This is a genomic window from Floridaenema evergladense BLCC-F167 (genome assembly GCF_041929205.2).
Lineage (GTDB): Bacteria > Cyanobacteriota > Cyanobacteriia > Cyanobacteriales > Aerosakkonemataceae > Floridanema > Floridanema evergladense.
Genome location: NZ_CM171625.1, coordinates 96298 through 110477, shown reverse-complemented (window position 1 = coordinate 110477; position 14180 = coordinate 96298). Strand labels below are relative to the sequence as shown.

General features: G+C 40.6%; 10 protein-coding genes and 1 tRNA gene. 4 read left to right on the top strand and 7 right to left on the bottom strand.

What is annotated here, in order from left to right; translation table 11 throughout:
- Positions 1-48 precede the first annotated feature (48 nt).
- Both ACE1CA_RS00450 and ACE1CA_RS00445 read right to left on the bottom strand, forming a co-directional pair.
- Positions 49-1416, bottom strand: coding sequence for a CmpA/NrtA family ABC transporter substrate-binding protein (locus ACE1CA_RS00450; protein WP_413276969.1), 1368 nt, complete (start codon positions 1414-1416; stop codon positions 49-51).
- Between the two features lie 133 nt (positions 1417-1549).
- Complete coding sequence (locus tag ACE1CA_RS00445) at positions 1550-3097, bottom strand: ferredoxin--nitrite reductase (RefSeq protein ID WP_413276968.1); 1548 nt, start codon at positions 3095-3097, stop codon at positions 1550-1552.
- 351 nt (positions 3098-3448) lie between these two features.
- Here ACE1CA_RS00445 and ACE1CA_RS00440 point away from each other — a divergent pair, with 351 nt between their 5' ends.
- Both ACE1CA_RS00440 and ACE1CA_RS00435 read left to right on the top strand, forming a co-directional pair.
- The gene (locus ACE1CA_RS00440; RefSeq protein ID WP_413276967.1) at positions 3449-3766 is read left to right on the top strand and encodes a Mo-dependent nitrogenase C-terminal domain-containing protein; all 318 of its coding nucleotides are present in this window, start codon (positions 3449-3451) and stop codon (positions 3764-3766) included.
- Positions 3767-3813: 47 nt separating this feature from the next.
- Complete coding sequence (locus ACE1CA_RS00435; RefSeq protein WP_413276966.1) at positions 3814-5031, top strand: HEAT repeat domain-containing protein; 1218 nt, start codon at positions 3814-3816, stop codon at positions 5029-5031.
- A gap of 69 nt (positions 5032-5100) precedes the next feature.
- Here ACE1CA_RS00435 and ACE1CA_RS00430 read toward each other — a convergent pair.
- From ACE1CA_RS00430 to ACE1CA_RS00410, 5 genes are all read right to left on the bottom strand, one after another.
- Positions 5101-5174: transfer RNA gene (locus ACE1CA_RS00430), tRNA-Met, on the bottom strand.
- 116 nt (positions 5175-5290) lie between these two features.
- On the bottom strand, positions 5291-7426 hold the full coding sequence (locus ACE1CA_RS00425; protein ID WP_413276965.1) for a peptidoglycan DD-metalloendopeptidase family protein: 2136 nt from the start codon (positions 7424-7426) through the stop codon (positions 5291-5293).
- Positions 7427-8097: 671 nt separating this feature from the next.
- On the bottom strand, positions 8098-8559 hold the full coding sequence (locus tag ACE1CA_RS00420) for a tRNA (cytidine(34)-2'-O)-methyltransferase (RefSeq protein ID WP_413276964.1): 462 nt from the start codon (positions 8557-8559) through the stop codon (positions 8098-8100).
- Between the two features lie 241 nt (positions 8560-8800).
- Positions 8801-9940: a glutamate--cysteine ligase gene (gene gshA / locus ACE1CA_RS00415; protein ID WP_413276963.1), complete on the bottom strand. Its 1140-nt coding sequence runs from the start codon at positions 9938-9940 to the stop codon at positions 8801-8803.
- Positions 9941-10029: 89 nt separating this feature from the next.
- Positions 10030-10947 (bottom strand): histone deacetylase family protein, encoded by a 918-nt coding sequence (locus ACE1CA_RS00410; protein ID WP_413276962.1) that lies wholly within the window; start codon positions 10945-10947, stop codon positions 10030-10032.
- Positions 10948-11165: 218 nt separating this feature from the next.
- Between ACE1CA_RS00410 and ACE1CA_RS00405 the strand changes: the two genes are divergently transcribed.
- Both ACE1CA_RS00405 and ACE1CA_RS00400 read left to right on the top strand, forming a co-directional pair.
- On the top strand, positions 11166-11819 hold the full coding sequence (locus ACE1CA_RS00405) for an SET domain-containing protein (protein ID WP_413276961.1): 654 nt from the start codon (positions 11166-11168) through the stop codon (positions 11817-11819).
- Between the two features lie 30 nt (positions 11820-11849).
- The gene (locus ACE1CA_RS00400) at positions 11850-13976 is read left to right on the top strand and encodes a sensor histidine kinase (RefSeq protein WP_413276960.1); all 2127 of its coding nucleotides are present in this window, start codon (positions 11850-11852) and stop codon (positions 13974-13976) included.
- Positions 13977-14180 lie beyond the last annotated feature (204 nt).

Below are 14180 nucleotides of genomic sequence, written 5' to 3'. Positions count from 1 at the left end.
GTAGTTGGTAATGGGTGTGCTTTGATTACCCATTACCGAAATCAACGATTAAGCAGTTTTCTTAATTTTGAGATTCGTCAAGTATTCTTGAGGATTTTCTGGATCGAATTTCACACCATCAAAGAATGTTTCAATTCCGCGAGAGGTACTAGTAGGAATTTGGGCTTCGGGAACTGCGATCGCTTTTGCTGCTTCTTTCCACAAATCTTCGCGGTTCACTTTATCAATTAATTGCTTAGTATTAGTATCAGCCGGAATATAACCCCAGCGAATATTCTCAGTTAAGAACCACAAATCATGACTCTTGTAAGGATAAGAAGCATTATCAGCCCAGAATTTCATTAACAACGGACTGTTTTGCACCACTGGACGACCATCGCCGTAATCAATATTTCCCTTGGAACGTTCAATAATATCTTTTGCAGGTACGCCAGTCCACTTCTTCTGAGAAATAATTTGGCACATTTCCTCTTTGTTTTCTGCCTTATCGCACCATTGTTGGGCTTCCAAAACTGCCATTAATAATGCTTTTGCTGCTTTGGGGTTTTTATCTACCCAATCTTGACGCATCGCAAAAGCTTTTTCTGGGTGATCTTTCCACAATTCACCTGTTACTAATGCACTGTAACCTAAACCTTGGTTAATTAATTGTGCGTTCCAAGGTTCACCTACGCAAAAAGTTTCCATATTTCCAGTTTTCATGTTAGCTACCATTTGTGGTGGTGGCACAGGAATTACGGAAATATCGCGATCGGGATTAATACCACCAGCAGCTAACCAATAACGCATCCAAAGATCGTGAGTTCCACCGGGAAAAGTCATCGCCGCTTTCAGGTCATTTTTCCCAGTAGATTTGGCTTTGCTGAAGGCATCTTTTAACCCTTTGCTATCTAAACCAACTTTAAACTCTTTGTAATTGTTAGCAATAGAAATCGCTTGTCCGTTAGTATTTAACCGCGCCAAAATATACATTGGGGTTGGCTGTTTAGTTTTGGTTTGCCCCAAAGTCATAAAGTAAGGCATTGGGGTTAAAATATGCGCTCCGTCAATCCCTCCATTGGCAGATCCTGTCTCTAAATTATCGCGAGTTACAGGCCAAGATGCTTGTTTGAGAACTTCCACATCTTTCATGCCATACTTGTCGAAAAATCCCTTTTCTTTGGCAATAATTAAAGGTGCGGAATCAGTTAAAGCAATAAATCCTAATTTAGCAGTTGTAACTTCTGGTGTATCAGCAGAATTTACGTTTACTGCTGGTACTGCACTGGGGGAAGAATTAGTAGTTGTGTTAGTGTTTGCTGTGGTATTGGTATTGGCAGCGTTATTTGTGCCAGAAGTACAACCATGTACTAATAAAGTTCCGGCAGCGGTAATTCCTGCGGTGAATAAGAATTTTCTTCTGGAATACTTGGACATTTGCTTTAACTCCGGTAATGATCTGAGTGAGAGTGAGGAAATTTTTTCATGGCAAACTCCGGGCTAGCAAAATTTAGATAATTTTAATAATTGTTGCTAGGAAGTTTGGTAATTTAAGATGCAGAATGAGAATTTATTTGGCAAATTCTGGCTTAATTTCGGCATCAAAGTGTTTAATTAATAACTCGCGCAATACGGGTTTTAAGTCTTCACAAGGAACACTTTTTCTGATGCAAGTTCCTAAGCGGGCATCTTTACCGACTTTGCCACCCATGTAAATATCTACACCTTCTAAGGTTTGACCGTTCTTTCTAACTTTTGTCCCCATTAAACCGATGTCGGCGACTTGAGGTTGTCCGCAGGAATTTGGGCAACCTGTCCAATGAATTCGCACTGGTTTAGAGAGAGTTAATTCTGTTTCTAATTCTTGGATTAACTCAACTGCACGGTTTTTGGTTTCAATGAGTGCGAAGTTACAAAACTGCGCCCCAGTACAGGAAACTAATGCCCTAGTTAATGGTGTAGGATCGATCGCAAATTTTTCGTTGATGGGTTCGGTTAAAAATGCTGCTAAACAAGCATCGTTAATGTGAGGAATAATGATGTTTTGTTCAACTGTGAGGCGGATTTCTCCTTTGCCATAAACTTCTGCAATTCGGGCAATTTCTAACATATCTTGGGCAAAAAGTCGCCCGACGGGAATGTGTAGCCCAACGTAATTTAATCCTGGTTGTTTTTGGCGATAAACTCCGATTCGATCGCGTTTTTCCCAGATAATTTCGTCTTTTGGTGCAGCTGATTTCAGGGTTTTTCCCAGTTGTTTTTCCACTTCGCTACGAAATTTGTTAATTCCCCATTCGTCAATTAACCACATTAATCGGGCTTTTTGACGGTTGGCGCGAAGTCCATTGTCGCGGAAAACTTCCAAAATTGCCCGACACAAGGAAACAACTTCTGCGGGTGTCACCCAAGCATTTAGAGGAATTGCTGCGTCGCAACGTTTGGCTGAGAAGAAACCGCCGACTAAGACGTTAAAACCAAATGTTTCTCCCGAAAATGCCGGAATAAAGGCGATATCGTTGATTTCGGCATGAACCGAGTTGTCCCGACATCCGGCGATCGCAATATTGAACTTCCGAGGTAAGTTGGTAAATTCGGGGTTCCCCTCGCCTTTGTTGGTAATCATGTCCTGCACTTGCTGGACTAATTCCCTAGTATCGAACAGTTCCTCTGCATCGATTCCGGCTACGGGCGAACCAGTGATATTGCGAACATTATCCATCCCTGATTGTACGCTTGTCAAGCCGACACTTTTCAGTTTTTGGAAAATTTCCGGGATGTCTTCTAAGCGAATTCCCCGCAGTTGCAGGTTTTGCCTAGTAGTAATGTCGGCGTTACCGTCACTACCATAGCGCTGTACGATCTCCGCAAGAACACGCATTTGCACTGCACTAATGATGCCGTGAGGCAAGCGCAATCTTAACATAAATTTACCAGGCGTAACCGGACGGAAAAATATTCCTAACCATTTCAGCCGATAGTCTCGATCGCCTTCCTCCATTGCTTCCCAGCCAATTTTGGCAAAGTCTTCTAGTTGAGCTTTAACGGCTAAACCATCTTTTTCGGACTTAATTTTTTCAAATTTGTTCAGACTTGCCGTTTCTGTGGCTGTAACTACCATTTTCTCTTCCTTTAGTTAATTATCTCGGTTTTAGTCCTCATATTTATTAGAGATCTGCGGCAACAAATTTGTTAAGCAATGTTGTCTTTGATTGACTGTTCGATGTTAATAAGCTATCCGGGCTAAATATGAATTTTCGTATCAATATTTACAAAATTTCTTACAAAATGAAACTTTTACATTGATAAGATGCTTTTTTTACATTGCAAATTGGCGATCGCTCTCTCCATGCAAATATCAAATAAGTATGATTCGTTAATTACATCGATCGTAAACTAGCGTAACAACCTATACAAAACTTCCCAGATAGGTGACTTACCGTGAGGGTAGAGGGACTAGGGAAAAGATTTCATGTTACGTTCTGGTACTTTTGAGAATTCTGGTTTCTATTCAAGTCAGCAATTTTTCGGTAAATTGTTGCAGCCTGTTTCACATTGGTTAGAATCTTTACAGGTCAAAGAAGCAAAAATTGCCCGCTTTTTATGCCGATTAATTCCAGCGCATTGTCTATTTGAGCGAGATGTAAAATTATTAGGACAAACTTTATTTCATATTCCCGCACTTTGTAAGCTGAATCCGTTTTACACTCAATTAATGGAATTGCGTTTTCGGGCTTTATGCTTTTTGGCAGATGAATGTGGCGAAGATGTTTCTCAATATTGCCAATAACTCAATTTGAAGCATAATTGTTAGCAATTAAAAGGGAGTTTGGGAAGTTGGATTTTTTAGCCAAAGCAACGATCGCAGCAGAACAAGAAAATTGGTCATTGTTAAACCAATGCTTACAACATTTGCTACACTCAAAGAGTTTAGTAGCAAATCATCAGCAGCAGATTCTTGATTGGGCTTTAGAGATTTTAAATTGGGGAGATTTTCAGGATCGCTGGGATGTGGCGAAGTTTTTTCCGAGTTTGGGTAAACAGGCGATCGCACCTTTAATCAAAATTTTAGAAGATGAAGAAGCGGATGAGGAGTTGCGTTGGTTCGCTGCCAGAATTTTGGGAGAATTTAATGACGCAGATGCAATTTCTGCTTTGGTTGATTTATTGAAAAGTGCGGAAAGTGAAGAATTAAGCGTAATGGCAACGACAGCTTTAGCTAATCAAGGAAAAAATGCAATTACTGCTTTATCAGATTTATTAGATCGAGAAGAATGGCGAATTTTAGCAGTGCGAGGACTTGCCCATATTCGCAGTAAGGAAACAATTACTCCTTTATTATCTGTGGTTAATGATGCAAAAGTTTTAGTTAGGGCAACGGCAATTGAAGCTTTGGGTAGTTTTCACGATCCGCTAGTTTTGCCTGTGCTTTTAGCTGCTTTAAAAGATGTAGCGGCGACTGTACGAAAAGAAGCGGTAATTGCTTTGGGTGTTCGCAGCGATCTAAAAGATCGGTTAAATTTGGTCAAGGTTTTAAAGCCTTTTTTGTGGGATTTTAATATTGAGGTTTGCCAACAAAGTGCGATCGCTTTAGGACGTTTGGGTACTGATGAAGCTGCTGATGCTTTGTTTTCTGTGTGCCAATCATCTGTAACACCTTTACCTCTACAATTACAAGCAATTCGGTCTTTGGGTTGGGTGGAAACTCCCCAAGCGATCGCCTATTTAAAGCAAGTTTTTGAACAAGATTTTGCTGCTTCCGCTCAACAGATGGATTCTCAATTGTTGATTTGGCAAGAAGTAATCACTGTTTTAGGTCAAGTGCAAACAGCTAATTTAATTCCAATAGCAACGCAGGTTTTAATTGAGTTGTTAAAATCCTCACATCCAGCCATGAATTTTGCAGAAATTCGCCAAAAATTAGCTAATAGTTTAGGTTTATTAGCAGATCCCCAAGCGGTAGATTCTTTGCAATCTTTGTTGTCCGATCAAGATACAGTAGTGAGGTTACACGCGATCGCAGCTTTGAAAAAATTGCTTTGTGCGATCGGATAGGGTTACAAATTTTTGGAGGATTTGGGGTAGATGACCAAACTACAGCAGTAATATATCTATCTTCTGAAATGGCTCAGGTCGGACTTGAACCAACGACCCCAGGCTTATGAGTCCCGTGCTCTAACCAACTGAGCTACTGAGCCTAACTGATGACTTTCGTTAATATAACACAGTCTTTTCAGAAATTGCAAAGATTTTTTAAATTAGGTAGTTGGTAATTGAGAAAGAACTGAATTACCAAACTACCTCATACTTGGATTTAGCCGTCTCGACGACTGGGTAAGAAAGCCATTGGGTTAACAGCTCTCTGTCCATCTGGATGAATTTCAAAGTGGCTGTGAGGGCCAGTGCTACGTCCGGTGCTACCCATAGCAGCAATATTTTGACCTTGCTCAACAATTTGTCCTTCTTGGACAAAAATACGGCTGTTGTGAGCATAACGAGTCAGACTACCGTCGGGGTGTCTAATCTGCACTAAATTGCCGTAACCACCAGAATTCCAACGAGCGTAAACCACGACCCCAGGAGCCGAAGCAAAAATCGGCGTTCCAGTGGGAGCCGCAATATCAATCCCTCTGTGCATTCTGCCCCAGCGCCAACCATAACCGGAGGTAAGAACTCCTCTGGCAGGCCAGATGTACCCAGTCATCTGCTGGGGATAGTTATAGTATGGGTTCTCGATCGGTGGTAGATCGGGAGTTACTGTCTGACCTGGTAAGTTTTGGTTGTAAGGCTGATATTGTTCTGCCCCAAATGGTGCTGTAGCAAACGTTTGTTGTCTGGTGGGTTGAGTTTGTGGAATGCCGTAAGAAGTGCGCGGGAAGTTAGCTGGCGCTTCTTGGGCACGTCTTTGAATTTCCGCTTGTAGAGCTTGGTTATATTGATTAGGCCGGAAATCAGGATTTACTGGGTACCTGTTTGTGCCACGTAATTGAGCAGCTGAATTATTGCTGTCAGCGGCTGGTGGTGTTGCAGTCCTGCCATACCAACGATTATTGGCTGGCTGCCGTCCATGCTGTCGAAGTTGGAGAATTTCCGCCCGGAGTCGCTCTACGTAGGGATTAGAATACTGTTTTGTTTTATTCTCAGGCTCTTGATTGGGAACATCTTCTGCTAAAACCAACTGATTATTTGGCGCTTGAGCCGATAAATTGTCTTGATTAGTCGCCTTAGTTGGCTTGCTAGCAGAAAGGAATTTGTTTCCGGTTCCGGGAGCCGAAATGGTTTCTACTTCTGGCTCATCTACAGAAAGATTCCAACCTGGGATATCATCTGTTCCGGTTTGAGTGAGTGGAAATGCAGCTGCTGTCACGTCTGCTGGTGCATTTTCACGGGTTGGTTGAGGTAATAAAGCGGAAACTACTGGTAAGTTTGGTGCTGAATTATTTAATCCAGTTTCGGGAGCCAAATTAGGTGAAACTGGCTGAAATTCTGAGTTTGTACTCAACTGTTGGGTGCTAATTGGTAAAGCACTAACAGTGTTTTGTGGAACTTTTAGTTGTTGGGAAACTCGGATGCGATTGGGGTTCGCTAGCTGGTTGACTTTGGCTAAAGTAGCTACGGAAATAGAATATCTCCGCGCGATCGCATCAATAGTATCTCCTGGTTTAACTTGATAAACTACTGAAACAGTAGGCTCTTCTACCTGTAGCTGTTGCCCTAACTCCGCCTTGGCTGCTGGCTGTACTGCCTCTGCTGGCTTGAGAGTCGCTAACTGAGCTTGCCATTGGGGAGAAACTGGTTCTACAGATGAAGATGACTCAACAATAGGCTGTAATTGCCTAGAAATTACTATTGGTGCAGCAGGTTCACTGACGGGCACCGATGACTTTATAGAAGACTCCTCAGACTTCCACTCCGCCAGACTGTTTCGCAAGCGGTTCGATGACTCTTTCAGACGATTGAGTGCTACCGCTTGTTTGACTTTCAAAAGTTGATCCACGCTACTAGCTGTAGCTGTGTCACTGTCAGGTGTTTCTGAAACCACTGCTGGTTGTGTAGTTACACTTTGGCTTTCGCTTCCCTCAATATTGCGATTTTGGGATGAGCCAACATCAGTGAAATCTTGGGCTTGATGTGCCAGCAATTTTGGCTCTAGTGCTTCTCCTGTGACCGATTTAACCTCTTGAGAGCCCATTGTCTCGGTCATAGTTGTGGTAACTGTTGATACTGAAGCATTAGCTATTGGTTCAGCAGCTACCGCACTGTCTCCCTGACTTGTTAGTAGGACGCTACTAGACGCTCCCATTGAAATAGCTAAGCCAATCATCGCCGCAGAGGTGCGGGTTCTTCGGTTTACCTCTGGTGGAATTGGTTTTAAAGATCCCACCATTGAGCAATCATCGGCTGCACAGGCAGGGATGGGATTAGTCTTATGCGTCAATGCTCGTTTCAAAAAACGACCTCCTACTTTCACTAGCGTTTAACTGCCCTGATGGATGCTTTGTCAAACTTTACTAACCTGTGATTAGTATCACATTTGCTTTTTGATCCAGATCACTGACAGTAAAGATGCTTAAGCAAGGGTACCTTGGTTTTTGAATTTAGACAAGCTTACAAGACTTAATAAATTTTCGCTAGATGTTTGCAAACCCCGATCGGTTGTAAATCATTAAGCCTACTTAGGTGGTAGATGCTGTTTATTTAGCTCATAGATTTATAGCACGGTGAGAGCCAAACTGAGAATATATATTGCATTTGGCGAGTTTGAGAGCCTATGCCGAGTTGAGCAACCGGGCGCTAAAATCTCTGTCTCAAAGTAAAACAGTCAAGCTAGAAATTTACTACAACTTTCTCCTCTGTGAACAGCACTTTGGCAAAAATGAATAATCTCTATAAGTCGATCTCGGATAAACAATGACTAAATTAATATAAATTTCTTATGTTATTTCCTTGATATTATTCTGTTATATAAAAAATAATTTGTTATATTGAAAGATAAGCAGGGTATGGTTTTAACCTATATCAAAAGTTCAGTTTGCTCGGTAGTAACAGAAATAATTTTTGATATCTGGATGAATATATGTCTATTTAAAGTTAATAGAGCAAACCTTCAGGCGGATTTAGTTAGTCTAAATAACCAAGTTGTCGCCTAGCTTCAAATAAGCCAGCGGCTACGCTTACGGAGAGGTTTAAGCTACGGACACCGCGTTCGGACATGGGAATGTAAACTGTTTCTGTGCAGATTGCCAAGATATTTGGTGGTAGTCCTGTAGTTTCGCTACCGAACAATAACCAGTCATCGGATTGAAAGTGTAATTTTAAATAACTGCATCGCCCGGAAGTAGTAAATCCAATTAATCGTCCACCAAATTGTTGATGAAGGGCAAGAAATGCTTCCCATGACTGGTGATTGTGTAATTTTACATAAGGCCAGTAATCTAAACCTGCTCTTTTCAGGTAGCGATCGCTAATTTCAAACCCCAAAGGCGCGACCAAATGCAGTTCTGTAGCTGTAGCAGCACAAGTTCGGGCAATATTGCCTGTATTGGGGGGAATTTGGGGGTTTACCAACACCACTTTCACCATGAGGGGTTAATGCTTGCGCGATCGCACTAATCTATAAAATATTACTTTTTCAAATTTTACTAACAAATTAGTCTCATTTAATAGTTTTTATTAATCAAAGAGAAGGTCAAGCGATTGATTAAATATTCTGATAGTTTTTGGGGGACTGGGGACTGGGGACTGGGGACTGGGGACTGGGGACTGGGGCAGGAGATCTTGAAGCAGAGAGTTTTTCCTTAACCCCTAACCCCAGTCTCCCCCACTAGGCGACTAAAATCTGACAGAGTTTTTCTTCTAATTCTTGTTCTTGAGATATGGTGGTTTGGATAGCTTGGGCGATTACTTGGCGAGGATTGAAACCTCGATCGATTTGGGCTAACCACTTTTGGGCTGTGTTACCTTCCCGGAGAATTTTTTTCAAGGGGGAGAGGAAACAGCTAAAACCCCGCTGTTTAGCGAAAGGCCAAACTTCTTGGTAAAGTTGTTCGATCCAATCTCTTGCCAAAATTGGTTGACCGTCTGACCAATGTCGGAGTTGGGCTTCTAAACTGGATTTAGCGGCAGCGGCTTCGTTAGCATCGGTGAGAAAGACCAAATCTTCGGGGGAAAGTTGGCTTTTTTCTAAAGGGTCGAGTGTAGGATCTTGGATTAGTTGCCAAATTCTGGCTTCTAACAGGGCAGTGATGGCTAAAAGGGCAATGGGATCTACTACTAAATCACAAATTCGCAACTCTAAACGATTCAAGTCGTGGGGACGATTGTTACCATTGGGACGGATGGATGACCAAAGGTGACGGACGTTTTGCATTGTTCCCTTGGCTAACTGTTCCTCTGTCCAACGAATGAAGTGGGCGTGACTTTCAAAAATGGGAACGAGGGCGGGTGTTTTGGGGAAAAGTCCCCAACGGGTAGAATGATATCCGGTAACTTGACCGTCGAGGAAGGGAGAAGAGGCGGTAAGGGCGAGAATGAGTGGCGCTTCCATGCGGATGAGGCGGATTGCCCGCATGAGTAATTCTGGTTGGGATATGCCAATGTTGATGTGAATGCTGGCAGTGACGACTTTGGTGCCGTAGGTGTTTTCTATGTAAGTATGGTAGGGGTTTTGCGGATCGGACCGCCAAAAACGATCGCTTCCGCCCAAAGATAAGGTACTGCCAGGAATTAACGTATAATTCCCTAGACGTTGTAAGTAGGCACGGAGTCGCTGTCTGGGACGGACGAGGGCACAGAGTAAGCGATCGTAACACCATAAAGGTGCGGTAGTATATTCAACATTGCGGCTGTCAGGTTCTTTTACAAAACCGTCTAAATCTGCCACAATGCGATCGGAAAGACCCACAATATCTCCCTGTGGAGTCCCGGTGTACATTTCAACTTCAAAACCTTTTGATAGCAGCACGGTTTATCCTTTACAGGTTACTAATCACCTGCTCTAACGTAAGTTTAGCGACAAGGAAGCTCAATTGCTCCTCTGTCATTAGTCTGGCATTAAAGATGATACTGATGGTAGGTCTCGCTGGCAGCGCGATGAAGTAAAGAATGACGATAAACTAAACCTTTAAGATCGTCAGCATAACCGCCACCGATGACACAAGCGACGGGATAACCTTTGGCGATACAAGTACTTAAAACTTGCATTTCCCGACGATAAATTCCGGTATCTGTGAGGGCTAATTTACCTAAGCGATCGGCTAAATGAGTATCGACACCTGCATCATATAGTACTAAATCAGGCTTCACTTCGCCCAGTAAATCAGACAAGTAACTCGCCAAAGTTTGCAAATATGCCTCATCTTCCATTCCCTCTGGTAAAGGAACATCAAGGTCACTTTTTTGCTTAGTACCAGGAAAATTAACTTCACAGTGCATAGAAAAGGTGAAAACACTCTTGTCTTCCTGAAAAATCAAGGCGGTACCATCTCCTTGATGTACATCTAAGTCTACAATTAAAACTTTTTGAATTAATCCCATGTTCTGTAAAACACGGGCAGCTATGGCTAAATCGTTAAAAATACAAAAACCAGATCCATAATTGGGAAAGGCATGATGTGTTCCTCCCGCAGTGTTGCAGGCTAAACCATGAGTTAATGCTAATTGGGCTGTCAAAATGGTGCCACCTACAGCAATGCAGGTACGATTAACTAAAGCTGGACTCCAAGGTAATCCAATTCTCCTTTGCGCTTTGCTGTCCAGCGTGCCTTTACAATAAGCTTGCACGTATTCTGGCGTGTGAACTAATTCAATCCATTTTAAGGGAGGGTGTTTGGGTGTATGAAATTGTTGTGGTTTGGCAATCCCATCTGTTAACAGTAATTCGTAGAGTTGGCGAAATTTCGGCATGGGAAAACGATGTCCCTCTGGAAGTGGCGCAACGTAGTCAGAATGATATATCAGTGGTAAGTCCATTACGAAGTTTTAAGTTTTTTCGCCATTATATTTCTATTTAATGTTTAAAATTTTCCCCAGGATTACTATTAGTAGTATCTTCTGGTTATCTAGAATAGTTAATCGGACTTTGCAATTGTTATATTGCTAGTGCAGCACCGCAAAAATAACTAATCAGTTAAAAAAGTTGAAAAACCAACTGCACAACCCTTCTGCCTTCTTAAACTCGGTTAAAAAATATGATTCATCCAGATACAGAACTTGTCTATATAAATAAATATGTAGGTTACGGAGTTTTTGCTACTAAGTTTATTCCCCAAGGTACGATTACTTGGGTGTTAGATGAGTTAGATCAAAAGTTTGATGAAAGCTATGTAAATTCTTTAGAGACTGTGCTGCAACAGAAGTTACTTAAGTATTGTTATCGCGATCGCGAAGGAAAGTATATATTATGTTGGGATATTGCTAAGTTTGTCAATCATAGCTTCAATTCTAGTTGTATGAGTACACCTTACAAATTTGAAGTTGCAGTGAGAGATATTTACCCAGGAGAAGAGTTAACTGATGATTATGGTTATCTAAATTTAGATGAACCTTTTTACTGTTTGCCGGAACAAGGTTGTTCCCGCACTAAAGTAATGCCTGATGATATTTTGCAATTTTATCCCGAATGGGATCGAAAAATTGCCGCAACGATGGAATATTTTAACTTGGTAGAACAGCCTTTAAAAGGGTTAATCGACTCTCAGTATATTGATAAAGTAAATGCGATCGTTCAAGGAAAAGCTAAGATAGACTCAATTCTCAACTGTTACTATAATCGGACAAACAAACTTGAGTATAGCCAGTTAGGAGTGAGAGCGATCGTCAACAATTTACCAACCCTTTGCTAATATCAAATTCACTCATTCATTGGTGATATTATGCGAACAAACTTATTAAATTTTTCACTCCCCCGTCCTCAGAAAGTTTCCTTATTAAAATCTGTTGGTTGGAAACTGTTTCTATCTGTTTTGGGTGGAACATTAGTCGGTTTACTTTGCGGTTCCTATTTATTTTACCAGGAACTTGTCAAACAATCAAAAGCTGAATTACTCTCTAGTTTAGAAGTGCAAGCCGAAAGCTTAGAAGGTAATTTTAAAACCTTTGAAAATACTGCTAAACTTGTTGCTGATGCAGCAGTAACACTGCACCAAGCCGGGGAAAAAAGAGAATTTGTCTATGTTGAGTTAATTCGACGTTCTTTGCAAACTTCGCCATTAGGCACTGGACTAGGTTTTGGGCAACCACCAGAAAAACGGTTGATTATTCCTGAAAGAAAATATGCCTATCCATTCGCAATTAGAGATAAAAGTGGTAAAGTAATTGCCAAAGGTGGCGAAAGTGAACCAGGGGATTTTCAAGAAAGTTATTTTAGAGATCCCATCAAAGCAGGTAAACCAATTTGGATCGAACCAGTTCGCTATAAAGAAACAACTGTCGATCCTCCAGAAATATTCGTCAGTACCAGTTATACTCTACCATTTTATAATAACAAAAAACAACTTTTAGGAGTAATGGCATTAGACTTAGAATTGGGATTTGTTAGCAAAAAATTATCCCAACCTGTAATGAGAGATTCTGGTTATTTTGTGCTAGTGAGTCCGAAAGGAAATTTAATTGCTTATCCACCAAATCCTAAATTAGCACTTGATTTAAAGCCATTTCCTAAAATTAGTAACTATGCCAAACTTTGGGAAAAAATTAATTTAAAACTTAAATCTGGTGCTGACAATACGGGAATTATATCTTGGCAAAACAAAGAAGGTAAGCAGGAATTTTGGGCTTATCGAAAAATTGCTAATAATAATTGGATTTTATTAGCTTCGGTACCTAAATGGGTAGTAATTGGCCCTTTATTGCGCTTTTCAATCGTGGGAACTTTATTAGCAGCAATGGGCGCTTCAGCTGTTTTAGCCGCAGTAGTATTTCTCTTTGTCAGGGGGTTAAATCGACGGTTACAACCTATTATGGATGAGTGTAATTTATTGGCAGAAGCTAGTCCTCAAAGTGAAGAATTAATGAATCGGGAAGATGAAATTGGTAGATTAACCATATCTTTTTATAACTTATTAGGACAAGTAACTGTAAATGAAAGACGCTTGCGAAAAGAAATGGAAAAATCAGCGAAAGCATACCAAGCTTTACAGGAAACACAAGCGAAGTTAATTCAAACAGAGAAAATGTCTAGTTTAGGACAATTAGTAGCAGGTGTAGCCCACGAAATTAATAATCCGATCAACTTTATTTACGGTAATTTACCCCATGCTGCTGATTATACACAAGAACTTTTAAGGTTAATTGAATTGTATCAACAAAAGTATCCTAATCCTGAACCAGAAATCCAAGAATTGGAAGAAGAGATTGATTTAGAATTTTTGATAACTGATTTGCGAAAAATTCAATCATCAATGAGTATCGGTGCAAATAGAATCAGAGAAATTGTGCTATCTTTACGCAATTTTTCTCGCTTTGATGAAGCAGAAATGAAAGATGTGGATATTCATGAGGGAATAGATAGTACTTTATTAATTTTACAAAATCGTTTAAAAGAGACACCTGCTAACTTGGCAATTAATTTAGTTAAAGAATATGGAAATTTACCATTAGTAGAATGTTATGCAGGACAATTAAATCAGGTGTTTATGAATATTTTGAGTAATGCGATCGATGCTTTAGAAAAATTTCGCAGTAAAGAACAAAAAGAGAACCATAACTTTGTTCCAACTATTCTAATTCAAACCAAATTATCTGAAGATAAATCTCGTGCCGTAATTCAAATTAAAGACAATGGTTGTGGAATCTCAAATGAAAATAAAAGTAAGTTATTCGATCCTTTCTTTACGACAAAACCAGTGGGTAAAGGTACGGGTTTAGGTTTATCAATTTGTTATCAAATTGTGGTAGATAAACATAAAGGTGATTTACGTTGTGTTTCTGAACTTGGCAAAGTAACGGAATTTATTATTGAAATTCCCATTTATCAAACAAAACCAATTAGTAAGATGTAATAACGGAGTAGAAAAATTAAACCTGATTAGTTAATGAAGTAGGGGCAATTCATGAATTGCCCCGATTCATGAATTGCCCCTACCCCAGTCCCTAAAACCAGAATTTCCCGCCAAGAGGACGAGAAGACCGCCCTAAACAGCTAAAGTCGTCACTACAAACCTAGCTGTGCATTGATAAAAGTCAATGGTTATCCCATAAAAAAT

Bases quoted from the DNA above. Each gene is read 5' to 3' on its own strand.
- ACE1CA_RS00440 (WP_413276967.1), top strand. From the start codon at position 3,449: ATGTTACGTTCTGGTACTTTTGAGAATTCTGGTTTCTATTCAAGTCAG.
- ACE1CA_RS00410 (WP_413276962.1), bottom strand. From the start codon at position 10,947: ATGGACTTACCACTGATATATCATTCTGACTACGTTGCGCCACTTCCA.
- ACE1CA_RS00400 (WP_413276960.1), top strand. From the start codon at position 11,850: ATGCGAACAAACTTATTAAATTTTTCACTCCCCCGTCCTCAGAAAGTT.
- ACE1CA_RS00420 (WP_413276964.1), bottom strand. From the start codon at position 8,559: ATGGTGAAAGTGGTGTTGGTAAACCCCCAAATTCCCCCCAATACAGGC.
- ACE1CA_RS00450 (WP_413276969.1), bottom strand. From the start codon at position 1,416: ATGTCCAAGTATTCCAGAAGAAAATTCTTATTCACCGCAGGAATTACC.
- ACE1CA_RS00405 (WP_413276961.1), top strand. From the start codon at position 11,166: ATGATTCATCCAGATACAGAACTTGTCTATATAAATAAATATGTAGGT.
- ACE1CA_RS00445 (WP_413276968.1), bottom strand. From the start codon at position 3,097: ATGGTAGTTACAGCCACAGAAACGGCAAGTCTGAACAAATTTGAAAAA.